A 22,238-nucleotide genomic window follows, 5' to 3' on the forward strand; every position below is an offset into this window, starting at 1 on the left:
ACGGTTTATTTTATGCTTCTGTTTTTTGCGGAACCTGGGGCAGGTTGCCGGTCCACTTCTTAATGGTGTAATTAATTCTAATGGTGATCATGTACATCACCGGAGAAATTACAAGAGTTAGAATTGTTGCGAAGGTCAGTCCGAATACAACGGTCCATGACATTGGTCCCCAGAATGCTACACTCTCACCACCTACCGAAATTTGCGGATCGAAGTGGGTGTACAACGAAAAGAAATCGAAGTTCAGTCCCATGGCTAAGGGAAGCAAACCAAGTACTGTGGTAATTGCTGTAAGCAACACCGGACGCAAACGGGTGCGGCCTGCCTCAACCAGTGCTTCGCGCTGTACATCCTTCGGAAGGAAAGCACCCTCGGGAAGTCCCAGTTCTTCGCGTTTCCGTTGCCGTGTCAGGTCAATATAGTCGATCAGTACAATACCATTGTTCACCACAATACCGGCCAGTGAAATAATTCCGATACCGGTCATGATTACTACAAATTCCATTTTGAATAAGCCGAGGCCAAGGAAAACACCGATGGTACTGAAAACTACCGTTGCAATGATGATGGCCGGACGGATAAACGAGTTGAACTGTGTAACCATGATGATCATGATTAATGCAATGGCAATAAACAGGGCATAAACCAGGAATTGCATACTTTCTGCCTGTTCCTGCTGTTCACCTGTAAACTCGTAAGAGTAGCCATAAGGCATATCGTAATCTTCCAGTAGCTGGGCAATTCGCGCGTTTATTTCGTTGGCGTTGTATCCTTCGGTAACTTCAGAGGAGATGGTGATCTCGCGTTTAAAATCGATGCGGCTGATCTTATCGTAAGTGGTGGCATATTTGAAACTGGCAACCGACGAAATTGGAATACTGTTTCCGTTTATCTTTATCTTCTGATTCATTAAAGTAGAAACGTCATTTCTGTATTCTTCGGCCAAACGCACAAAAATATCGTACTCATCTTCACCGTCCTTGAATTTGCTGGCTTCGTAACCGTACAAGGCATTTCTGAAAGCCAGTGCAATTTGCTGGGTCGAAAGCTCATAAAGACGTGCCTGTTCACGATCCACTTCAATGAGCATTTCAGGCTGATTTACATTGATGTTCAGCTTTAACTCGTCGATGCCGGGAATGTGGTCGGCCTCAATCAGACGCATAAAATCGTCAGTGATTTTGATGAGCTGATTAAACTCGTCGCCCGCAACATCAATATTAATCGGCGCTCCGGTTGGCGGCCCCTGATCGTCTTTGTCGACATATATTTTTGCCCCCACAAATCCATCCAGGTTTTGAGTGATTTCCTGCATAATTTTGGCAGTATTAATCCCTTCACGCTTTTTGTACTCGACAAACGAAACAGATGTGAGCGATTTATTCGGGCTGGTTTCATTCTCGAACATGCCGCCTTTACCGACACCAACATTGGTTGTTACCGATTTCACAATTGGGATAACAGGCTCAATGGTTTTCTTAATGATAGATTCCACTTCGCGCGAAACCTCATCGGTGCGTTCGATTGATGTTCCAAGTGGCAACTCCATCGTGACGTAAATCGTTGAAGGATCGGTTTCGGGGAAGAATACAGTTTTCGGGTTTCCACCAAAGTAGAATCCCATTGAGAATATCATAAGTACCACTGTTCCTCCAAAATAAATGTAAGGCCAGCGTCCGCTTAGCGCATGACGCAACTGGCGGGTATATGCATTTTCGAGCCAAACCAGGAATTTTGTTTGAAACCAGCGGGCCAATGGGCGCAAAGCCACTAAATTGAGTACCATAATCGCAGCAACTGTTGCCAACAGGTTACCCAGAAGATAGATTTTTAAGAAGTAAAACGGTACCGCAATAATGGCAAAAATGCCGGCATTTCTTAGTATTCGTTTTACATTGGCCTTTGCATTTATGTCTTCAATTTTCATGAAGTTGGCTATAAAAGGCGGATTTAGTACCAATGCCACAAAAAGCGAAGACGCAAGAACCACAATCAAGGTTCGCGGAAGAATGGCCATAAATTCACCAACAATACCTTCCCAGGCGAGCAGCGGAAAGAATGCTGCAAGTGTAGTTAAGGTTGACGAAATGATCGGAAAGGCAATTTCACTCACCCCGCGTTTTGTCGCTGTCATTAGTGAATAACCCAGACTGTATAATCGGTATACGTTTTCAACTACCACGATTGCATTATCCACCAGCATCCCGAGTGCCAGAATAAGGGCATACAACACCATCGAGTTCAGAGTAATTCCGCTTTGCTGAAGAATCACAAAAGAAAGAAACATCGACAAGGGAATGGCCAGACCGGCAAACAGGGCATTTCGGAAACCGAGGAAAAGAAACAATACAAAAGTTACCAGTATCATTCCAAGTATAATGCTGTTCTCCAGGTTCGAAATCGTATCCTCAATGTAAGTGGTCATGTCGTCGGTGACAATCACGTCAAGGTTTTTCGGAATCCGTCCATCTTCCTTCATTTTTTCAATCCCCTTAAACACATTCTCGGAAGCCGACAAAATGTTCTCGCCCGATTTTTTTGTAACCGAAAGCGTAACAACCGGTTTGTTGTCGAGTCGGGCAATAGTTTGCTGCTCCTCGTAACCATCGGTAACGGTGGCAATATCACGTATATAAACAGGTTTACCGTTATTGACTTTAATAATGGTATTCCTGATCTGATCCATGCTTTTGTAGTTCGCTTCGGTTCGAATGGTTCTGCGGATCTGGTCGGCAGTAAACTGGCCGGCACCCATGGTAATGTTTTCGAGCTGAATAGCCAGGGCAACATCTTCAAAAGTCAGATCAACTGCATCGAGTTTATACGGATCAACATCAATCTGAATTTCGCGTTCTTCCACACCACGGATGTTGGCTTCAGAAATCTCGCGATAGCTTTCAAATTCATCCTGAAGATCTTCGGCAAATCGTTTTAATTCGCGCATGCTGTACTCGCCCGAAATGTTAACGTTCATGATCGGGAATTCCGACAGATCGAAATCCGTTACATACGGATCGTTTGGAAGATCGTTCGGAAGTTCAGACTTTGCTTTGTCAACGCGGTCTTTCGTATCCTGCAGCGCCTGCTTAATGGAAACGTTCGTATTAAATTCCACAAAAACAGTGCTCACGTCCTGGTACGATGCCGAAGATACTTTCTTGACACCTTTCAGCCCTTTCAATTCTTTCTCGATAGGACGGGTACACAGGTTCTCGATATCAACAGGCGAGTTCCCGGGGTACACGGTTTGCACAAAAATGTAAGGAACTACAATTTCTGGCATCGCCTCGCGGGGCATCTGGTTGTACGAGAAAATCCCGAAAAACACCACTAGTGCCGTAAGAATGTAGATGGTGGTTTTATTTTTTATGGCGAGATAAGTGGGTTTAAATTTCCGCGTTATCTCTTTTTTATGGCTTTGATTTTCTTGCTCCATTTTTTTAATTGTTTGGAGTGATTAATTCAATTGAACAACGGTGCCGTTACTTACCTGGTTGTAACCTTCAGAAATCACCTGCATTCCGGCTGTCAGGCCGTCAACCACTTCGGTGAGGTTATTATTATTTACACCGGGTGTAACATATATCTTTTTAGCTACCGGATTTCCTCCTTCATTTTCAACAATATATGTGTAGTGTCCGGTAAAATCTTCTTTAATAAAGAGTGTAGGCACAACAATGGCTTCGTTGTTCACGTAATCGCGCAGTTTCAGGATGGCCACCAGGTTGGGTTTGATGGTTTTGTCCGGATTATCAAGGTTGATCCGGACGCGGAAAGTGCGGTTGTTCGGATCGATAATATTACCGATCTGATCGATTTTGGCATTCACATCTTCACTCAGTGCCGGGAAACGAACCTGAACGGCATCACCTTTATGTACCTTGGTAAGGTACGATTCCGAAACATCGCCGTATATTTTTAGTTTACTGATGTTGATCACTTTGGCAAAAGGGATTTGCGGGCTGCCGATCTGTCCTTTTTCCTGGTACAAAATATCTACTACACCATCAGAGGGCGATGTGATTTCAGCCAGTTCGATCTGTGTTTTCAAACTTTCTATTCGTTTCTCAAGGCTTTCCTTGTTGTTTTTAGCCTGAAGGTATTCCATCTCGGAACCGATATTCTGGTCCCAAAGGTTTTTCTGGCGTTCGTAATTGGTAGTGGCCAGCGTAAGCTGCACTTCGAGTTCGTCTACTGAACGTTCCAGTACATCCGTGTTCAACCTGGCCATCAGCTGGCCTTTTGAAACATTTTGGCCTTCCTTAATTAAAATTTCTTTGATGATACCCGAAGTTTCCGGACTAACATCCACATCCTGATCGGCTTCTACTTTTGCAGTCACCTCGATAAAGTGTTCGAATTTTTGCTGGGCCAGTTTTTGAGCCTTTATTTTTACTACCTCAACTTCTTCCGAACTGTTTAGTTCTTTTTCAATCGAATCGATTTGTTGCTGCAATGAATGCACTTGCTGCTTCAGTTGTTGAAGTTTCTCTCTTTTTGCAGCGTCGTCTTCAACAGTAGTGTTGGCACATGCCGATAAAAGAATCGCTGTTGTTAGTATGAATAAAATCCGTTTCATTGTATTTTTTATTTATTGTTTTCTGTTTATTATAAAGCGCCTGCTGCTTTTTTCAGGTTTAAGTCGGCCTGCAACAATTGCAAGGTTGATGATACCATCGCCTGGAAATTATTGATGTACTGGCTTTCCTGTTGCGAAAGTTCGGCACTGCTAATCATTCCGTTGTTAAATTTAATCTGCGATTTATCAAGAATGCTTTTTGCCAGATCACGGTTTTCGCGGTCGTTAAGAAAACGTTCGCGAGCCGTTTCCATATCGGCTTTGGCAGTCAGGTAATCTTTCTGAAGTGTAAGTTCAGCCAGTTTTTGTTCGTTAGCTGCTTTGTCCATTTCGAGTTGAGCTTGTTGTACTCTTGCTCGTTTCATCCCGGAATTGAAAATCGGAATGGAAGCCTGAAATCCAATCAGCGATGACGGGTACCACTTCTCTTTAAAGAGGTTGGCATTGTTGCTGTAAGCGGTTTTTGAAAAATTGTAGAAACCGCTTAAACTGGGCAGGTAGGCCACTTTTTCGAACCGCAACAGTTTTTCAGATACCTGAAAGTTAGAAGTTGCTATTCGGTAATCGATATGGTTCAGTAAATCGAGCTGAATGTTGCTTTGCTGCTGAACAAGCGGTGAAACAAAGGTTTCAATAACATCAATCAGCTGAATGTCGTTGTTCAAATCATAACCCATTGTGTATTTCAATACAATCTTAGCTATTGATAACTCACGATCGGAACGGAGCATCTCGTTTTCGGCGTTTTTCAAAAGAATGCGAAGCTGATCAACGTCCTGCGACTCGCGCAAACCGTTATCGAAATAAACCTTGGTTTCTTCGTATAGCTTTTCTGTATTGTCGTAGTTTTCCTGCATTACCTCTTTGTAGCGCTGGCTGATCAGCACCATGTAGTAAGCCTGGGTAACCGCATTGCGAATGTCTATCTCCGTTTTTTCGTGAGCCTGTTTAGCCAGATCTACATATAAGCTGGCCGAGCTTACTCCAACAATCCACGATCCGTCGAAAATTTGTTGTGAAACACGCAACCCGAAATCTGAATTATAATCCTGCCCGAATTTTACCGGAATATAGCTTCCCGGTTCCCCACCAAAAAATTCGCCGGGTATGAGTGAAACAGGCAAATTCAGGAAAGTGTTGTAATTAGCCGATCCTGAAACCTGCGGTAAACCTGTTGTTATGGTTTCCCACACCTTTTTCTGTGCAATGGTAATATCCTGACTGGTATTGTGCAGGACATATGAATTCTGCATCGCATAGTTTATGGCTTGTTCCAGGTTGAACGAGCTTTGTTCTTCCTGGGCCTGCACTATTTCAGCGATTAAGAATACTGAAGCAATCAGTAATACATACCTTTTTAATCTAGTTTTCATTCTGAATTTTGTTTATCCGTTTCTTAAAATATTTTATTCCTTGCTGTGTGCATATGGCGTGCATGTGATAGTCGAGAATAGTGTCGAAAAACGAAAGTGAACTAACCTCGTAATCGTCAAAAATGCCGTAATCCGGATTCAGGGTATACAGTGTCCGGCCAACCAGCAGTTTTGCGATAACCGAAGGATCCAAATCATTACGGTACAGGTTTTCTGCTATACCTTTTTTCAGATTCTCAATAGTATCTTCATAAATGCGCTGGCGTTTGGTGTCGTATACCTTTTGATAAAGTGCCGGATAAGTCCGCTTTAACTCAAGTTCAATGTTATTGTTGTACATCTTCATGATGTATGCTACTTTGTTGCGCAGATGAAAGATATCGTCGATAGCATTACCGGGGTTTGGATTCCTGACGCTCATTTCAGGATCTTCCATAAAATATTCGACCACCTGAGCTACCAGATGTTGTTTGTCGTTAAAGTATTGATAGAGCGTTTTTTTAGATATCCCAAACTCGGTGGCGACATTATCCATGGTCACATTTCGAATGCCGTATTTGAGGTACATTAGCCCAACATTCTTTATGATGTATCGTTTTCTGTCTTCCATGGCTGCAAAAGTAAAAATTAAAACGCAAGAAACTCTGGCGGTGTTGAAAGTTTACCCAATGTTAACATATTGTTTCCGTTGTGCTTGCTGTTTTAATTGTCTGTTTTATTTCGAGCCTAAAACTATGAAGACTGATAAAGTTTCCGAGGGACTTATCGGTGAATGGAGAAATAGTACCTACGAATGAATCGATACCGGAAGTGGAAGTCGATTTAATAAGCTATCAATTTGTTGCAATTACAATTTGGACGACAAAAATGCTTCGGCCTGAATAAGATCTTCAGGGTAAGTAATTTTTATGTTCTCGCGGTTACCAACAACGGTATTGATTGGTGTTCCTGAATTCTCGAGCACTGAAGCATCGTCGGTAAACCATTCGGAATAAGGCTGATTGTAGGCGGCTTTTATTACAGATACTTTAAAGGTTTGTGGTGTTTGTACCAGGAAATATTTCGAACGATCAACAGCCCTGCTTGTTTCATTTTCGATAAAACGCACCGACTCGGTTACCGGAACAACCGGCAAAGCATTCCCTTTCTCAAGTGTTCCGTTCAGGCAGTTTTGAAGCGTTTGGTCTGACACAAAAGGACGCACACCATCATGAATAAATACGATACCATCTTCTTGAATTGCATTTAATCCGTTTTTTACCGAATCGAAACGAACACTTCCTCCTGCGGCCAGTTGATGAGGAATGCCGAACTTATGCCTCGAGCACAGTTCTTTCCAGTAATCGAACTGATCTTCAGGAAGAACGAGGATAAACTCAATAGTAGGATCAAAACCTTGAAATGCTTCAATAGTGTGCATCAGAATTGGCTTGCCGGACAGTTCAAGAAATTGTTTCGGAACCGTCTGATTCATTCGGTTACCGCTGCCACCGGCCACAATAAGTGCAAACTTTTTAAGCATCCTCGTGTTTATTTTGTAATTTCCGATCAGTAAAAATAGCTCAAAATATTCCCATATGGACAAGGTTCTCGAATTTTTAAAGGAACTGGCGGCAAACAACAACCGCGAGTGGTTTCAAGATAACAAGAAGTGGTACGACCAAAGCCGTGAGAAGGTACTTTTTCTCACCGATGTATTAATCAACGAAATTGGCAAGTTCGACCCTGAAGTGAGGGGGCTGCAACCAAAAGATTGTATGTTCCGAATATTTCGCGACGTGCGGTTTTCGCACGATAAACGGCCCTATAAAACCAATTTCGGAAGCTTTATTTGCAAGGGAGGCCGAAAAAGCATGAATCCGGGATATTATTTTCACCTTGAACCGGGCGGTTGTTTTGTTGGAGGCGGAATTTATATGCCACCTGCCGAACCACTCCGCACCATTCGAAGTTTTATGGCCGATCATGCCGAAGAGTTTCTCGAATTTACTCAAGACCCTGACTTTAAAAAAGATTTTCCTGAAATGTATGACGATCGTTTGAAAACAGCGCCGAAAGGATTTCCGAAGGATCATGAACACATGGATCTTCTGCGCTACAAATCCTTTATCTATTCTAAAACCTTTAGCGACAAGGTGGTAAAAAGCGACAAATACATTGAAACGATGGTTGACACCTTTCATCAACTTTATCCTGTAAATAGCTTTTTATACCGCGCACTGGAATAATTTGTGTTTAAAAAGAATCTAAATAAAAAAAATTGGGATTACTTTTTTCGCGCCCAACGGATATTATAATATAGACCCTTATTTTTTATCTTCCCGATTTCAATGAAATGCCCCGGAAGTCCTTTCCGGGGTTTTTAATGGGCAAAATTTGAGATATTCAGACTTAACGGAGCGTTTAATTTAACCTGAAATTATCTTATGTTCTGAAACACAAGTATTCAGAAACATTCTATATTTTCAAGTTAGCTTATAAGTTCAATAAAAGATTATTTTAGCAGCGTTAAAATTGAATATATTGTTTAATTATTATGAAATAAGCTATTGACTACCATGTAATGGAAAATCAATCGGAGCGGATTTCATTCAAACTGTTGAATTTTTAAATTAATAAAAGATGAAAAGAATTCTACTACTGTTTTCATTTGTTGCCCTTGTTTCTTCACTGAGTGCCCAGAACATCCAACTTCATTACGATTTCGGAGAAGGTCGTAAAATGCTTACCTCAACCGTAGAAATGTTCAGACCTGATAAATACGGTTCTACTTTCTTTTTTATCGATATGGATTACGGATCGGAGGAGAGCGGTGTTGATAACGGAATTTCGTTGGGTTACTGGGAAATTGCCCGTGCCTTTAAATGGAACGAAACTCAAAAAATTATGCCACGTGTGGAATATAACGGTGGAATAATGGTGTTGGGAGGAGATAACTATCCGATTGAAAACTGCTGGCTGGCCGGTATCGAACGTACCTGGGCATCGGCCGATTTTTCGAAAATATTTACCTTGCAGGGAAATTACAAGTACATTAAGGATAAAGAAGATGCGTCGTTTCAGATAACCGCTGTGTGGACCGTTAATTTTTTGGATGGAAAAATGTCATTCCTGGGTTTTGCCGATTTCTGGAAAGAAGAAATGTTTTGGGGAACCGACTTCCGTTTCCTTAGCGAGCCACAAATATGGTACAATGCAAGCAAGAATTTTTCGCTGGGTAGCGAGATTGAGCTAAGTAACAATTTTGTTGGCGACGAATTCGCAGTAAAACCTACGCTTGCCGTAAAATGGACTTTCTAATCAAACAATAAGCAACTATGATTGACAAATTCTTTAGCATTTCTGAACGGGGATCATCGTACAGAAAAGAAATTATTGGCGGTGCCACTACTTTTCTAACGATGGCGTACATCATTTTTGTAAACCCGAATATTCTGGGCGATGCAGGAATGGATAAAAATGCACTGATCACGGTTACTATTTTAGCTTCAGTAATCGGTACTGTTTTAGCCGGTGTTTGGGCCAGGGTACCTTATGCCATGGCTCCCGGAATGGGATTGAATGCCTTTTTTACCTACACCCTTGTACTTGGTGCAGGCGTTGAATGGCAAACTGCTCTTGGAGTGGTATTTATCTCGGGTGTAATATTTCTTGCACTTACGGTTACCGGTATCCGAACCAAAATTATTCATACCATTCCGTTGGCGCTTCGTTTGGCTACCGGGGCCGGTATTGGATTATTCATTTCGTTTATTGGATTTAAGAACATGGGACTGGTTGTGGCTAACCCGGCAACATTTGTTGGTTTAGGCGCTTTTACTCCAACCCTGCTTATTGGTTTGGTTGGTCTGGTAATTACTGCAATACTTGAGGTTAAAAAAGTAAGAGGCGGTATTTTTTATGGTATTATAATAACCACTATTATCGCAGTGATATTTGGCGAAGTTAAAGCTCCTGATTCACTGGTTTCGATGCCGCCTTCAATGAGTCCGGTATTGTTGAAACTCGACATTATGTCGGCGCTTAGTTTCGGACTTATTGGTGCCATTTTCTCCTTTATGTTCGTCGATTTATTCGACTCGGTAGGAACCATTGTAGCATGTTCGTATGAAGCCGGATTTGTTGATAAAGATGGTAAAGTAGAACATGTTGACCGTATTCTGGAAGCTGATGCGGTTGCAACTGTTGCAGGTTCATTACTCGGTACAAGTACAACAACCACTTATATCGAATCGGCTTCGGGAATTGCCAATGGCGCAAAAACCGGATTTGCTTCGGTGATTACAGCGGCCTTATTTTTGCTGGCACTGTTCTTTGCTCCACTAATCGGGATTGTTCCCGGTTATGCAACTGCACCGGCATTGATTATTGTAGGAGTTTACATGTTTAAAAATATCAAGCAGATAAATTTTGCTGATTTTAGCGAATCGATTCCGGCATTTCTAACCATTATTCTGATGCCGCTTACTTACAGCATTTCAACCGGTCTGTCGTTTGGATTTATAGCCTACGTGCTTTTAAAGGCCGTTGCCGGTAAATTCGATGAAATATCGTGGCTGATGTGGATCATAGCTGCGTTATCAGTTCTCAATCTGTGGATTGGTGTTTAGGCTAAATTTTGAATGAAGTAACTCGCTTACAATTTCAAAACGAAAATATAAGAGGTGCAGAAATGTGCCTCTTTTTTTATTACTTTTGGCGGCAATGAGGCATTAGCTCAGTTGCTTGCCTGCCGTCAGGCAGGGTTTAGTCCGTCAGTTGACGGATGACAGAGTAGGGGTTGTTAGCTCAGTTGGTTTAGAGCATTACCTTGACAGGGTAGGGGTCACTGGTTCGAATCCAGTACAACCCACAAGATTTCCAAATACATCATGTATTATACCTATGTTTTATATTCTGAGGATTACAACAAAATCTATGTTGGATATTCTGCCAATCCTAATCAGCGATTAGAAATTCACAATTCAAAAGAAAATACTGGATGGACAAGGAGTTTTCAACCCTGGAAGATTATTCATTTAGAAGAATTTACCACTAAATCGGAAGCTTTGAAAAGAGAGAAGCAATTAAAATCCTCCAGAGGGCGTGCCTTTATTCATAATCTACTTTCACGTTAGCTAGTTGGTTTAGTCCGTGGCCGACGGATGACAGGGTAGTCCGTCAGTTGACGGATGGTTCGAATCCAGTATGCCTCACAAACAAAAATGGAGAACAAAGCTTATTTGTTCTCCATTTTTTATTTCTACGTTGTTAATTCATCATTCGAAATGGTTTGTGCTGTAATAAGCCATTTCCTGGACGATTTTTCCATCATCATTAAAGGAATGGGATAGCATGAGCGGCAATTCAATTTTCTTTCCGCTTTCTACATTAACATAAGACATTACCCACCAGGAATAAACGACAAATCCGTTATTCAATTCATAAAAAATGCAATCGGGATAGCCAACTTGTTCAAAGTGAATATCCTTTCTGTTTGCAAAACTTTCTTTTACGGCATTGGCTCTGGTTTCGAGGTCGATGGATTGATCGTATCCATGTTCCAAGTTACTAAATGTGACATTCTCAGCATAGAACGATTTTAGTGTCTCAAGGTCTTCAGCAGCATAAGCATTTAATGCCTTTCTAACGGTGGCGATAAGTGGGTGATTGATGTACACCTCTCCATTCTCGCGTGTGGTTTGAGCATCCCGAATGTCTTCAAAAACATTGTTGTTGAAATACTGTACTATAGTTGCAATTTTTCCTTCTTTATTAAATGCATAAAGGTTATGCATGTGCAGATCCAGGTTTATTCCGGTTTTCTCATTTGTTCCTGTCAGCTTCAACCAGTCCTGAACCCAAAAATTTCCGTCGCCGTATTCAATGGCGTCAGCATATGCTCCCTGTGTATCTTCTACTTTGAAATTGGTAAAATTATCGACCCACCATCCAGAGTTATTTCCAAATCTTTCAGCAGTTGTTTTCCAGTCGTTGCCATTCCTAACCACTGTAATGGAATCGGCGAAAAAGGTTTTCACTTTTTCTTTGTCACCGTTTTGGACAGCTTGCCATAAAGCTCTTGTTTTATCAATGGTTTCGTGTTCGTTATAAACCGTACCATTTTTCTTTTGGGCGAAAATTGTGCTTGCAAAAAGGGTTAAGATCAATAAAACAGTAAAATTTTTCATACTTCAGTTTTTTAGTTAATAATTCAGAAAAATTCCGGTTTTATATCACTCATTAATTGGGTACTTCAATACAATTTACGAAATGGCAAAATCATATAAAAATTATCTATTTTCTTTTTGCGCTGAAAATCAAATAATTACAGGTTTCAATAAGTTGGAGTATGATTTGTGGTCTTTTTAATTACTTGATATATAGATATATAAATACAAAAATATCTTCAATGAAGTAGCGTAGAAATTTCTGGAAATCTTTCGAATTATCATTTAAAATGTTCGTATCTATGATTATCGGCGGGTTTTAGCAGGTGTTTCTGTTTTTAAATCCGACATTTTCAATTATTTTTAGAAACGTAATTAAACCAACTAGACGATGTTAAATAAATCTCGAAGAAACTTTATAAAAACCACCTCGCTTGCAGGTTCAGGATTGTTGCTCTTATCTCCGGAAATTATGGCAATTGGAAAATCAGAAGAAAAGAATAGTTTGAGTGGAAAGAAGGTATTGTACGTTTACGGTGGTTGGGAAGGACATGAACCCAAACAGTCGGTAGATGTCTTCGTTCCCTGGCTGAAAACGGAAGGTGCTGATGTTACTGTTTCGGATACCCTTGACAGCTATTTAGATGAGGATCTGATGAATTCCATCGACCTGGTTGTTCAATCCTGGACAATGGGTAAGATTACCGGTGAGCAGGAAAAGGGTTTGTTGAAAGCCATTAAGAACGGTGCAGGACTGGCAGGTTGGCATGGAGGCATTGGCGACTCGTTTCGATATAATACCGAATACCAGTTTATGGTTGGCGGACAATGGGTGGCCCACCCCGGCGGAGTGATTGATTACTCGGTGCATATTACTGATAAAAAAGATCCGGTTACTCAGGGATTAAGAGATTTTAAAATGCATTCGGAACAATATTATATGCATGTTGATCCGAACGTAAAAGTACTGGCTACAACAAAGTTTACTTCTGATCATTCTTCCTGGATTGGCGACTGTGTTATTCCGGTAGTTTGGAAAAAATATTATGGCGATGGGCGCGTATTTTATTCGTCGCTCGGGCATGTAATGAAAGATTTTGAAGGTCCGGAAGTACTGGAGATAATGAAACGCGGTATCCGCTGGGCCGCAGAAAGTAAATATGCTCCAAAGGAAAAATGGAGAACACCTGTTTATGGTTGATTCCGTGCAGAATGAGTTTTTATAGTTAACCCCACTTTTATCCCCTCAAGCAGCTATTAACATACTATTACATTTGTTAAGACGTTTTGCTTGTATTTAACAGTATTAAGCATTAGTTAACCTTTTCTGAATTTACATTTGCAAAAACAAATTCAACACCGAACATAAACCAAAATTTATGAAATACCTTTTTGTTTACCTTCTTTTACTCTTTGCTGTTGGGGCCCTAAACGCACAAAATTACACCATTAGTGGTTACATCCGGGATAAAGCTTCTGCCGAGAATTTAATTGGTGCCAATGTATACGAACCCGATCTTCAAGCGGGTACAACCAGTAACGAATATGGTTTTTTTAGCCTTACTCTTCCCAGGGGAAAACATACAGTTGATTTTTCGTTTATCGGCTATAAGAAACAGAGCATGGTACTTGATCTGAAGAGAGACAGTAACCTGAACATTGAGTTGGAAATGTTGGCTGAAATTGAAGAGGTTACAGTGTACGGTACCGAAGGTTCGAAAGTAGATCGTACGCAAATGAGTATGGCCGAAATTCAAACATCAACTTTGACCAAAATTCCCGTCCTACTTGGTGAACCCGATGTATTAAAAGTTATCCAGTTATTGCCTGGTGTACAATCCGGAGCCGAAGGCACAAGCGGCATTTATGTTCGTGGAGGCGGCCCCGACCAGAACCTGTTTTTACTCGATGGTGTGCCGGTTTACAATGCCAGCCACCTTTTCGGATTCTTTTCGGTTTTTAATCCATCGGCAGTAAATTCGGTGAAACTATACAAGGGTGGTTTCCCTGCTCGCTTTGGTGGCCGATTGTCGTCGGTTGTCGATATCAGGATGAAAGAAGGGAACATGAAAGAGTTTAAAGGCGAATTTTCCATCGGACTTATTTCTTCCAGGTTTTCGTTTGAAGGGCCCATTAAAAAGGATAAAACTTCGTTTATTATATCAGGTCGAAGAACTTACATCGATTTGCTGGCGCGCCCGGTCATGAAAATTGTCAACAAGAGTACTGATGGTTACGACTATACAGGAGGCTATTATTTTTACGATTTAAATGCAAAAGTGAACCATATTTTTTCGGAAAAAAGCAGGTTGTACTTTTCATCGTACCTTGGTTTAGATAAAGCTTATGCAATTGATGAAGGATATTATGTTGACGACCATATCCGCTACAATGAAAAATTCGAAAATGGTTTAAAATGGGGGAATGTTACTAATGCACTGCGTTGGAACTATCTTTTTTCGCCCCGGTTATTTAGTAATTTAACACTTACTCACAGCAATTATAATTTTAATGTGGGCGAAGAGTCCTATATTTTTAACACAAAGGATAAAACGAAAACAGAAGATTTTTTCAGTTACGATTCCGGAATCAGGGACATAGCGCTTAAAATGGATTTTGATTATTCTTCTTCGAAGAGACATGCTGTTAAATTCGGGATTGAGAATATCTTTCACCGGTTCAGCCCGGGTGTAAATCATGTTAAATATGTTGATGGCGAGAACACGACACAGTCAGCCGATACAACGTACGGAAATACAGCGGTTAAGGCCAATGAATTACGCTTGTATGCCGAAGATATCTTTGAGTTATCGCCAAAAATTAAACTAAATGTCGGAGGTCATTTTTCGCTTTTTAATGTGCAAGGCAAAGCCTATACCTCTTTCGAACCACGTGCTTCGTTGCGTTTTTTAGGATCGGAAAAATGGTCGTTAAAAGCCTCGTACGCCAAAATGAGCCAGTACGTACATTTATTAACCACATCTACTATTAGTTTACCTACCGATTTATGGCTTCCGGCTACAAAAAATGTAAAACCACAAATTGCTCATCAATGGGCGCTGGGCGGTGTTTATAAGCTCCCAAAAGGTTTCGATTTGTCGGTAGAATTCTTCTATAAAACTATGGATAACCTTATCGAATACAGCGAAGGTGCTTCGTTTACCGGAATTGGAAACAGTTGGGAAAACAAGATCGAAACAGGGAAAGGATGGTCCTACGGAATGGAGGTGCTGTTTGAAAAAAATATTGGAAAAACTACCGGATGGCTTGGCTATACTTTATCGAAATCCGACAGGCAGTTCGAGAACCTTAATTTTGGCGAGGTCTTCCCGGCGAAATACGACCGAAGGCATGATATTAGTCTGGCGCTTACTCATAAGTTTAACGATCACATAGATATTGGAGCCTCGTGGGTATTTGGCAGTGGTAATGCAACAACTCTGGCACTTCAGGAATATTCGACGGCGTCCGGATCGTATAATTACTGGAATCCGTCGATAGAGTATTATGGAGGAAGAAACAATTACCGGATGCCTGCTTACCATCGGCTCGATGTTGCGGTAAATTTCCATAAACAAAAAAAGCATGGTATGCGAACCTGGTCGTTTGGCCTGTATAATGCATACAGCCGTCAAAATCCATTTTATCTTGACTGGGGATACGACACGCAACATGGTTATAACGAAGACGGCTGGTACTACGAAAACTCAAAAGGTGTGTTAAAACAAGTGAGTTTGTTTCCTTTAATCCCATCAATCTCATACACCTACAAATTCTAATAAATATGAAACGCATTGTGTTATTTATTTTGTCACTAGTCTTTTTAACGGTATTAATTTCGTGCGAGAAAACCATTGAGTTTAAATCGGGCGATATTCAACCCAAAATTGTGGTTAATGCATTTTTTTATGCCGGAAACAAGTACAATTATATCCGGATTGAAAAGAGCAAAAGTATTCTTGAAGAAAATTTGTACTATGAGGCGCTGCCAAATGCAAGAGTGAAACTTTATGAAGATGGGGAATTTGTGACTGAGATGCAGTTTGTCAGCCAGATGGATACCTTTACCCAATTGTTAGAGTATGGGGTTGTAAATACTTTTCCATACGAAAACGGATATTATCTCGATTCAACAACAATTATTAAATCGGGTTCTACTTATCGCCTCGAAGTGGAAAGCGAAGGATTTGATCTGGTTTCATGTGAAACAACAGTACCTTATCCGCCTCAGCTTAATAGTATAGATTTGGAATACGAAAACCTAGGCCGTAATAGTGGTTTTTACATGCCTGTTAAAATTAACTGCCGTTTAAATTTTTACGAACCAAAAGAAAGTAGAAATTATTATCAGCTATTTAATGACGGGATGCAGGGGATTGACATCGAAAATTTAAATACATATTCCTATTATACTGGTGAAATCAACACCGAATCGACAGGTTCTGATACTATCGCACAAGTTTATCGCGTATTTTGGTACATGGACACAAAAGATCCGGTGTTGTCTGGTTCGAGTGATGTGGATATTTTTAACGATGTTGCTTATGTAGACAATCTGTTTAGCGATGAATTGATAAGTACAGAGAATTATACACTCACTTATGCTGTGTATGCCGATCAGGCGATTAAAGAATCAATAGGTGAGTATATTCGCGTTGATGCAAGTGTGAAAAGTATCTCGGAAGAAGAATACTATTACCGGAAATCGTTACAAGAACAGCTAAATGTACAGGATAATCCATTTGCAGAACCGGTTCCGGTATTTTCCAATATTAATGGTGGATTGGGAATATTTGGTTCTTCGGCCTCCAGTACGATTTCATCCGTTGTTGGTGAATATCCAACGGACGGTAAAATTTATATTGATAGCGACGAATATTATACGGGAGGATATTCTTATTAAGTGTAGTGATAAAAAGTAGCTGGTATTCCGGTCGAAAAAAATACCTTGAACACTTTCAAAGCATTCAAGGTATTATATAATACAACCGTATATTTTGGTTAAAATTTATCCTTTTAAAGCCTCGGCACCACCAACAATTTCAAGAATTTCGCCGGTAATGGCTGCCTGACGTGCTTTGTTGTATTGCAGCGTAAGGTCGCCTATTAAAGTTGTGGCGTTATCGGTTGCCTGGTGCATGGCCGTCATTCGGGCGCCGTGTTCGGCAGCATGCGAATCGAGCAATGCTTTGTAAAACTGAATTTTTAACGAACGCGGAATCAACTCTTTGATAATGTATTCTTTCGATGGTTCGTAGATGAAATCGTAATTGGCTGCATTATCATCCTGTTCTTCCATTTCAACAGGTAAGAACTGTTCGGCTGTTTGTTCCTGCATTGCTGCATTTTTAAACTGGTTGTACACCAGTTCAATCCGGTCGTATTCTTTAGCTTCGAAAGCTTTCATTGCTCCTTCGGCTATTTTTGCCACATTGTCGAAAGTCAGTTCATCGAAAAGCGAATTCTCGTTTGCAACTACTTTGAAGCCCCTGTGTTTTAGGTAGCGTTCGCCTTGTTTTCCGATACACAGAAAATCAAGTTTATCCAGGCGAAGTTGTTGTTCGTATTTCGATGTAACCAATTCAATGGCTTTTTTTGATATGTTGGTGTTAAAACCACCACACAATCCACGGTTCGATGTTACCAGGATAACCAGCACTTTTTCAGGTGCACGATCCTGTGTATAAACCGAATCTTCTACGTTTTCGAGACTGGCACTTAACGAAAGCAGGATTTCATGCAATTTTTCGGCGTAAGGCCTGATCTGTAAAATGGCATCCTGTGCTTTTTTCAGTTTGGCAGCCGACACCATTTTCATGGCGCTGGTAACCTGCCGGGTGGTTTTTACCGATGCAATCCGTGTACGTATTTCTTTTAATCCAGCCATATTTTATTGATTGAATGATTGATTTGGTGAAGGATTGAATTCCGTCCCTCAGTCCATCAACGAATCAGTCCTTATTTCTTGTATTTCTCAGCCGTTTCTGCAGCCACTTTTCTGATAGTGTCTTCAATTTCCGGGGTCATTTTTCCGGCTTTGATTTCATCGAGAACAGCACGGTGCGACATTTCCATGGCTTCCAGGAAATCTACTTCAAAGTCTTTAACTTTTTCCACCGGAACCTGGCGCAATAACTCTTTTGTACCGCAGTAAATAATGGCAACCTGGTGCTCAATTTTCATTGGCGAATATTGCCCTTGCTTCAGGATTTCAACGTTTTTACGGCCTTTATCCAAAACACGCATGGTTGCAGCATCCAGGTCGGAACCAAATTTCGAGAAGGCTTCCAGTTCGCGGAATTGCGCCTGGTCGAGTTTCAGTGTACCCGCAATTTTCTTCATCGATTTAATCTGAGCACTACCTCCAACACGAGATACCGAAATACCCACGTTAATCGCAGGGCGGATACCTGAGTTGAACAGGTTCGACTCGAGGAAGATCTGTCCGTCGGTAATCGAAATTACGTTTGTAGGAATGTACGCGGAAACGTCACCTGCCTGCGTTTCGATAATAGGAAGCGCTGTTAATGAACCACCACCTTTTACCTTGTCTTTCAGACAGTCGGGCAGGTCGTTCATATTTTTCGCAATTTCATCCGATTCAATCACTTTAGCTGCACGTTCAAGCAGGCGTGAGTGCAGGTAGAATACGTCACCCGGATACGCTTCACGGCCCGGAGGACGACGCAGCAAGAGCGAAACTTCACGGTACGAAACGGCTTGTTTCGAAAGGTCGTCGTAAATGATGAGTGCATCGCGGCCGGTATCGCGGAAATATTCGCCGATAGCAGCACCTGCATATGGCGCGTAAAACTGCAACGCTGCCGGATCCGCTGCTGTGGCAGCAACTATTACCGTATAATCCATCGCTCCGGCTTTTTCAAGCGTCGATGCAATGTTTGCAACAGTAGATCCTTTCTGACCAACTGCAACATAAATACAGTAAACCGGATTGCCTTTTTCGAATCCTTCGCGCTGGTTGATAATGGTATCGATGGCCACGGCCGTTTTACCGGTTTGGCGGTCACCAATAATCAGCTCACGCTGTCCTTTACCGATCGGGATCATGGCGTCAATAGCTTTCAAACCTGTTTGAAGCGGCTGTTTTACCGGCTGACGATAAATTACACCCGGCGCTTTACGTTCGAGCGGCATTTCAAACAATTCACCGTCGATTGCTCCTTTACCGTCGATTGCTTCACCGATGGTGTTGATAACACGACCAAGCAGGCTTTCGCCAACTTCGATGGATGCAATGCGGCGTAAACGTTTTACGGTGTCGCCTTCTTTGATCAGTTCGGTTGGTCCCAAAAGCACAGCTCCAACATTGTCTTCTTCAAGGTTGAGCACGATACCTTTTATACCACTGTCGAATTCGATCATTTCGTTTGCCTCAACATTCGAAAGGCCGTAAATACGGGCAATACCGTCACCAACTTGTAGCACGGTACCTACCTCTTCCAATTCGGCTACCGACTTAAATCCTTCTAATTGTTGCTTAAGAATTTCGGATACTTCAGCAGGTTTTATATTCGCCATGTTCTATCTTGTTTTAGCTTATTGAATACTTTTTAATTCGGTTTCTAACAGGTTTTGCTTGATCTTTTTCAGTTGTGTTGCCACGCTGGCATCGTACTGGTTATCGTCGAGGCGCAAAACCAGGCCTCCGATTATTTCGGGTTTAACCTGAGCAGAAAGTTCAACTTCTGCATTCAACTCTTTACCCAGCAATTCCTTTATTTTTCCCAGCGTTGAAGCGCTCACTTCAGAAGCTGTCGTCAGAATTGCAGATTTTATATTTTGGTCTTTTCGGGTGAGATCGAGAAAGTTTCTGCAAATACCCGGAATGTGAACTTCGCGTTTGTTTTGAACGATCAGCGTTAGAAAATTCAGGGTGAGTTCGTTGATCGAACCACTGAAGATCTGCTTAATCAGTGCGGCTTTTTTTGATGTTTTTACCACGGGACTTTCGAGCAACAAAATAAAATCGGCCGAAGTTTTACAAACCTCGAGCACCGTTTCGATGTCGGTTTTGAGCTTAGTGAGCTGGTTTTTTTCTTTTGCAGTCGAAAAAAATGCCTTGGCGTATCGTACAGTTATTGCGCTTTGGTCCATGTTCTGTTAGTTCAGCTTGATATCGTCGATTAGTCCGTCAACCATCTTTTCCTGTTCTCCCTTGCCATCCAGTTGTTTTTTGATCACTTTTTCGGCGATCATTACCGAAAGCTCGGCCACCTGTTTTTTAATATCGTTGATGGCAGCAGTTTTTTCTGCTTCGATTTGCTGGCGTGCCTGATCGATGGTTTTTTGAGCTTCCTGGCCTGCTTTTTCTTTGGCTTCAGCAACAATTTTTTCCTTCAGCTCTTTAGCTTCTTTCAGGATCGCATCTTTTTCGAGGCGGGCTTCGGCGATGATTTTTTCGTTATCCGCTTTTAATCCGGCTACTTCTTTTTTAGCTTCTTCTGCTGAATTCAAAGCACTGGCAATCGATTCTTCACGCTCTTTCAAGGCATTCAGAATAGGTTTCCATGCGAACTTTTTCAGAATAAAAAGTACGATCCCGAAAATTATAAGCATCCAGATAATCGTACCCGGATTCGGCATTACTAATCCCATAGTTTCAAAATTTTAAGTGGCAACGGCATCCCGGGCAATCCCCGGGATGGCTGCCAAAGTTTTTTGCTATACAAAAACGATTAGGATACAAACAATAACGGCAAAGAAGGCAACACCTTCAATCAAAGCTGCCGATACAATCATGTTTGATCTGATGTCTCCGCTGGCCTCTGGTTGACGGGCAATAGCTTCCATGGCACTGGCACCGATTTTACCGATACCCATACCAGCTCCAATTGCTGCTAATCCTGCACCAATTGCTGCACCCATTTTACCAACCGCGGCTCCGGCGGTCGCTTGTAGCAATACTGTTAAAATAGCTGATAACATAGCTCAAATTTTAATTATTAATGATGATCTGAAGTCGCCATTCCGAAATAGAGTGCCGACAACAGCGTAAAAACATATGCTTGTATAAACGATACCAACACATCGAGCAGCAGGATAAACACCGAAAACAGGATGGATATCGGGCTGGCTCCGAGTCCTACGGCAGGACCAAAGAGGGTACCAAAAACAAAAATCAAACTGATAAAAACCATTACGATAAGGTGACCCGCCAGCATGTTGGCAAAGAGTCGGACCATAAGTACAAATGGCTTGGTAATAACTCCTGACAATTCAACGATCGGCATTAGCGGGATCGGGAATTTCAACCACCACGGTACATCCGGATTGTAAATTTCTTTCCAGTAATGTTTGTTGCCGTTAATGCTGGTGATGAAGAACGTGAACAGTGCCAAAACCATGGTTACTGCAATATTCCCGGTAACATTGGCGCCAAATGGCGGAATGGGAATTAATCCCATAAAGTTGTTAATCAGGATAAAAAAGAAAAGTGTGAGCAGAAACGGCATGAACTTTTCGTATTTGTGTTCGCCGATCGCCGGTTTTGCTACCTCGTCGCGAATAAACAGAATGATCGGTTCAAACAGGTTCTGAACTCCTGACGGCGCTTTGCCTTTGTTCTTTACCGCAGAACGTGCAACCGTGAGTACCAGCCACAATAAAATTACCACTGAAGCAAGAATACCTGCAATGGTTTTAGTAATTGAAATATCTATTGGTTTTCCAATTTCCTGTCCGTGTGCATCCAACTCAACTATCTTTCCTTTGAATTCTTCGCTTTGCGAAATTTCAAATCCTTTATAGGCATCGTGTCCGTGATGGAATTTTGATGACATGAAAACATGAAATGCTTTGCCTTCATGTAACTCAGGATGTTTGCTGTAGAGAATAATTGGAAGTGGAATGCTAATGTGTTTTTCGCCAACTGAAGTGATGTGCCAGTCGTAAGAATCAGAAACGTGATCGATAACAAATTCTCCGGCATTAAATCCTTCTTCTTCGTGGTGCTCATTGCCTGCTTCCAGTTCGGTCACATGGGTGTTTCCCTCTTCGTGACCGTGCTGTGCCTGCAACGGGCCCAAACTTAATAACGAAAGAATAAGAACTAAAAAGAATCCTTTTGTAAGCTTAAGCATGGTTTATTTTTGATTAACGCTGTACTTTTCTGTTTAT

General features: G+C 41.5%; 19 protein-coding genes and 1 tRNA gene. 8 read left to right on the plus strand and 12 right to left on the minus strand.

All coding sequences use genetic code 11. The annotated features are described in order from the left end of the window. Positions 1 to 10 precede the first annotated feature (10 nt). The 5 genes from HFD85_RS00245 to HFD85_RS00265 form a co-directional block, all read right to left on the minus strand. Positions 11 to 3,436 carry an efflux RND transporter permease subunit gene (locus HFD85_RS00245; RefSeq protein WP_167604601.1) on the minus strand — a complete coding sequence of 1,142 codons (3,426 nt, stop codon included), beginning with the start codon at positions 3,434 to 3,436 and terminating at the stop codon, positions 11 to 13. 21 nt (positions 3,437 to 3,457) lie between these two features. Continuing rightward, positions 3,458 to 4,579, minus strand: a complete 1,122-nt coding sequence (locus HFD85_RS00250; protein WP_167604602.1) for an efflux RND transporter periplasmic adaptor subunit — start codon at positions 4,577 to 4,579, stop codon at positions 3,458 to 3,460. A gap of 29 nt (positions 4,580 to 4,608) precedes the next feature. After that, complete coding sequence (locus tag HFD85_RS00255) at positions 4,609 to 5,952, minus strand: TolC family protein (protein ID WP_167604603.1); 1,344 nt, start codon at positions 5,950 to 5,952, stop codon at positions 4,609 to 4,611. Beyond that, on the minus strand, positions 5,942 to 6,562 hold the full coding sequence (locus HFD85_RS00260; RefSeq protein WP_167604604.1) for a TetR/AcrR family transcriptional regulator: 621 nt from the start codon (positions 6,560 to 6,562) through the stop codon (positions 5,942 to 5,944). The genes HFD85_RS00255 and HFD85_RS00260 overlap by 11 nt, the downstream gene beginning before the upstream one ends. Positions 6,563 to 6,799: 237 nt before the next feature. Beyond that, a complete protein-coding gene (locus HFD85_RS00265; protein WP_167604605.1) occupies positions 6,800 to 7,474 on the minus strand; it encodes a 2-C-methyl-D-erythritol 4-phosphate cytidylyltransferase in 675 nt (224 codons plus the stop codon). A gap of 55 nt (positions 7,475 to 7,529) precedes the next feature. On the opposite strand from HFD85_RS00265, the gene HFD85_RS00270 reads away from it, so the two are divergent. The 5 genes from HFD85_RS00270 (at position 7,530) to HFD85_RS21870 (ending at position 11,069) form a co-directional block, all read left to right on the plus strand. After that, positions 7,530 to 8,180 carry a DUF2461 domain-containing protein gene (locus HFD85_RS00270; protein ID WP_167604606.1) on the plus strand — a complete coding sequence of 217 codons (651 nt, stop codon included), beginning with the start codon at positions 7,530 to 7,532 and terminating at the stop codon, positions 8,178 to 8,180. A gap of 394 nt (positions 8,181 to 8,574) precedes the next feature. Further along, positions 8,575 to 9,252, plus strand: a complete 678-nt coding sequence (locus HFD85_RS00275) for a DUF5020 family protein (RefSeq protein ID WP_167604607.1) — start codon at positions 8,575 to 8,577, stop codon at positions 9,250 to 9,252. A 17-nt stretch (positions 9,253 to 9,269) separates the two neighbouring features. Next, positions 9,270 to 10,562, plus strand: coding sequence for an NCS2 family permease (locus tag HFD85_RS00280; protein ID WP_167604608.1), 1,293 nt, complete (start codon positions 9,270 to 9,272; stop codon positions 10,560 to 10,562). A 167-nt stretch (positions 10,563 to 10,729) separates the two neighbouring features. Continuing rightward, positions 10,730 to 10,804, plus strand: a tRNA-Val gene (locus HFD85_RS00285). A gap of 19 nt (positions 10,805 to 10,823) precedes the next feature. After that, a complete protein-coding gene (locus tag HFD85_RS21870; protein ID WP_167604609.1) occupies positions 10,824 to 11,069 on the plus strand; it encodes a GIY-YIG nuclease family protein in 246 nt (81 codons plus the stop codon). A gap of 141 nt (positions 11,070 to 11,210) precedes the next feature. On the opposite strand, the gene HFD85_RS00295 is transcribed toward HFD85_RS21870, so the two are convergent. Then, positions 11,211 to 12,122, minus strand: a complete 912-nt coding sequence (locus HFD85_RS00295; protein WP_167604610.1) for a nuclear transport factor 2-like protein — start codon at positions 12,120 to 12,122, stop codon at positions 11,211 to 11,213. Positions 12,123 to 12,492: 370 nt separating this feature from the next. Here HFD85_RS00295 and HFD85_RS00300 point away from each other — a divergent pair, with 370 nt between their 5' ends. The 3 genes from HFD85_RS00300 (at position 12,493) to HFD85_RS00310 (ending at position 17,004) form a co-directional block, all read left to right on the plus strand. After that, positions 12,493 to 13,302, plus strand: a complete 810-nt coding sequence (locus tag HFD85_RS00300) for a ThuA domain-containing protein (RefSeq protein WP_206081819.1) — start codon at positions 12,493 to 12,495, stop codon at positions 13,300 to 13,302. Between the two features lie 178 nt (positions 13,303 to 13,480). Continuing rightward, positions 13,481 to 15,880: a TonB-dependent receptor gene (locus HFD85_RS00305; protein WP_167604611.1), complete on the plus strand. Its 2,400-nt coding sequence runs from the start codon at positions 13,481 to 13,483 to the stop codon at positions 15,878 to 15,880. Positions 15,881 to 15,885: 5 nt separating this feature from the next. Further along, positions 15,886 to 17,004, plus strand: coding sequence for a DUF4249 domain-containing protein (locus HFD85_RS00310; RefSeq protein ID WP_167604612.1), 1,119 nt, complete (start codon positions 15,886 to 15,888; stop codon positions 17,002 to 17,004). Between the two features lie 105 nt (positions 17,005 to 17,109). Here the strand turns inward: HFD85_RS00310 and atpG are convergent, their stop codons facing one another. The 6 genes from atpG to atpB all read right to left on the minus strand — a co-directional run bounded on the left by atpG (position 17,110) and on the right by atpB (position 22,201). Next, the gene (gene atpG, locus HFD85_RS00315) at positions 17,110 to 17,988 is read right to left on the minus strand and encodes an ATP synthase F1 subunit gamma (RefSeq protein WP_167604613.1); all 879 of its coding nucleotides are present in this window, start codon (positions 17,986 to 17,988) and stop codon (positions 17,110 to 17,112) included. A 71-nt stretch (positions 17,989 to 18,059) separates the two neighbouring features. After that, the gene (atpA, locus tag HFD85_RS00320; RefSeq protein ID WP_167604614.1) at positions 18,060 to 19,640 is read right to left on the minus strand and encodes a F0F1 ATP synthase subunit alpha; all 1,581 of its coding nucleotides are present in this window, start codon (positions 19,638 to 19,640) and stop codon (positions 18,060 to 18,062) included. Between the two features lie 18 nt (positions 19,641 to 19,658). Further along, on the minus strand, positions 19,659 to 20,216 hold the full coding sequence (gene atpH / locus HFD85_RS00325) for an ATP synthase F1 subunit delta (RefSeq protein ID WP_167604615.1): 558 nt from the start codon (positions 20,214 to 20,216) through the stop codon (positions 19,659 to 19,661). A 6-nt stretch (positions 20,217 to 20,222) separates the two neighbouring features. Continuing rightward, a complete protein-coding gene (locus HFD85_RS00330; protein WP_167604616.1) occupies positions 20,223 to 20,717 on the minus strand; it encodes a F0F1 ATP synthase subunit B in 495 nt (164 codons plus the stop codon). 66 nt (positions 20,718 to 20,783) lie between these two features. After that, on the minus strand, positions 20,784 to 21,047 hold the full coding sequence (gene atpE / locus HFD85_RS00335; RefSeq protein ID WP_167604617.1) for an ATP synthase F0 subunit C: 264 nt from the start codon (positions 21,045 to 21,047) through the stop codon (positions 20,784 to 20,786). Between the two features lie 17 nt (positions 21,048 to 21,064). After that, a complete protein-coding gene (atpB, locus tag HFD85_RS00340; RefSeq protein ID WP_167604618.1) occupies positions 21,065 to 22,201 on the minus strand; it encodes a F0F1 ATP synthase subunit A in 1,137 nt (378 codons plus the stop codon). Positions 22,202 to 22,238 lie beyond the last annotated feature (37 nt).

Source organism: Maribellus sediminis (assembly GCF_011799805.1).
Classification (GTDB): Bacteria; Bacteroidota; Bacteroidia; order Bacteroidales; family Prolixibacteraceae; genus Draconibacterium; species Draconibacterium sediminis_A.

What these genes read in the sequence shown, in the direction of transcription:
- HFD85_RS00245 (WP_167604601.1), bottom strand. Translation starts at nt 3,436, where the DNA reads ATGGAGCAAGAAAATCAAAGCCATAAAAAAGAGATAACGCGGAAATTT.
- HFD85_RS00250 (WP_167604602.1), bottom strand. Translation starts at nt 4,579, where the DNA reads ATGAAACGGATTTTATTCATACTAACAACAGCGATTCTTTTATCGGCA.
- HFD85_RS00255 (WP_167604603.1), bottom strand. Translation starts at nt 5,952, where the DNA reads ATGAAAACTAGATTAAAAAGGTATGTATTACTGATTGCTTCAGTATTC.
- HFD85_RS00260 (WP_167604604.1), bottom strand. Translation starts at nt 6,562, where the DNA reads ATGGAAGACAGAAAACGATACATCATAAAGAATGTTGGGCTAATGTAC.
- HFD85_RS00265 (WP_167604605.1), bottom strand. Translation starts at nt 7,474, where the DNA reads ATGCTTAAAAAGTTTGCACTTATTGTGGCCGGTGGCAGCGGTAACCGA.
- HFD85_RS00270 (WP_167604606.1), top strand. Translation starts at nt 7,530, where the DNA reads ATGGACAAGGTTCTCGAATTTTTAAAGGAACTGGCGGCAAACAACAAC.
- HFD85_RS00275 (WP_167604607.1), top strand. Translation starts at nt 8,575, where the DNA reads ATGAAAAGAATTCTACTACTGTTTTCATTTGTTGCCCTTGTTTCTTCA.
- HFD85_RS00280 (WP_167604608.1), top strand. Translation starts at nt 9,270, where the DNA reads ATGATTGACAAATTCTTTAGCATTTCTGAACGGGGATCATCGTACAGA.
- HFD85_RS21870 (WP_167604609.1), top strand. Translation starts at nt 10,824, where the DNA reads ATGTATTATACCTATGTTTTATATTCTGAGGATTACAACAAAATCTAT.
- HFD85_RS00295 (WP_167604610.1), bottom strand. Translation starts at nt 12,122, where the DNA reads ATGAAAAATTTTACTGTTTTATTGATCTTAACCCTTTTTGCAAGCACA.
- HFD85_RS00300 (WP_206081819.1), top strand. Translation starts at nt 12,493, where the DNA reads ATGTTAAATAAATCTCGAAGAAACTTTATAAAAACCACCTCGCTTGCA.
- HFD85_RS00305 (WP_167604611.1), top strand. Translation starts at nt 13,481, where the DNA reads ATGAAATACCTTTTTGTTTACCTTCTTTTACTCTTTGCTGTTGGGGCC.
- HFD85_RS00310 (WP_167604612.1), top strand. Translation starts at nt 15,886, where the DNA reads ATGAAACGCATTGTGTTATTTATTTTGTCACTAGTCTTTTTAACGGTA.
- atpG (WP_167604613.1), bottom strand. Translation starts at nt 17,988, where the DNA reads ATGGCTGGATTAAAAGAAATACGTACACGGATTGCATCGGTAAAAACC.
- atpA (WP_167604614.1), bottom strand. Translation starts at nt 19,640, where the DNA reads ATGGCGAATATAAAACCTGCTGAAGTATCCGAAATTCTTAAGCAACAA.
- atpH (WP_167604615.1), bottom strand. Translation starts at nt 20,216, where the DNA reads ATGGACCAAAGCGCAATAACTGTACGATACGCCAAGGCATTTTTTTCG.
- HFD85_RS00330 (WP_167604616.1), bottom strand. Translation starts at nt 20,717, where the DNA reads ATGGGATTAGTAATGCCGAATCCGGGTACGATTATCTGGATGCTTATA.
- atpE (WP_167604617.1), bottom strand. Translation starts at nt 21,047, where the DNA reads ATGTTATCAGCTATTTTAACAGTATTGCTACAAGCGACCGCCGGAGCC.
- atpB (WP_167604618.1), bottom strand. Translation starts at nt 22,201, where the DNA reads ATGCTTAAGCTTACAAAAGGATTCTTTTTAGTTCTTATTCTTTCGTTA.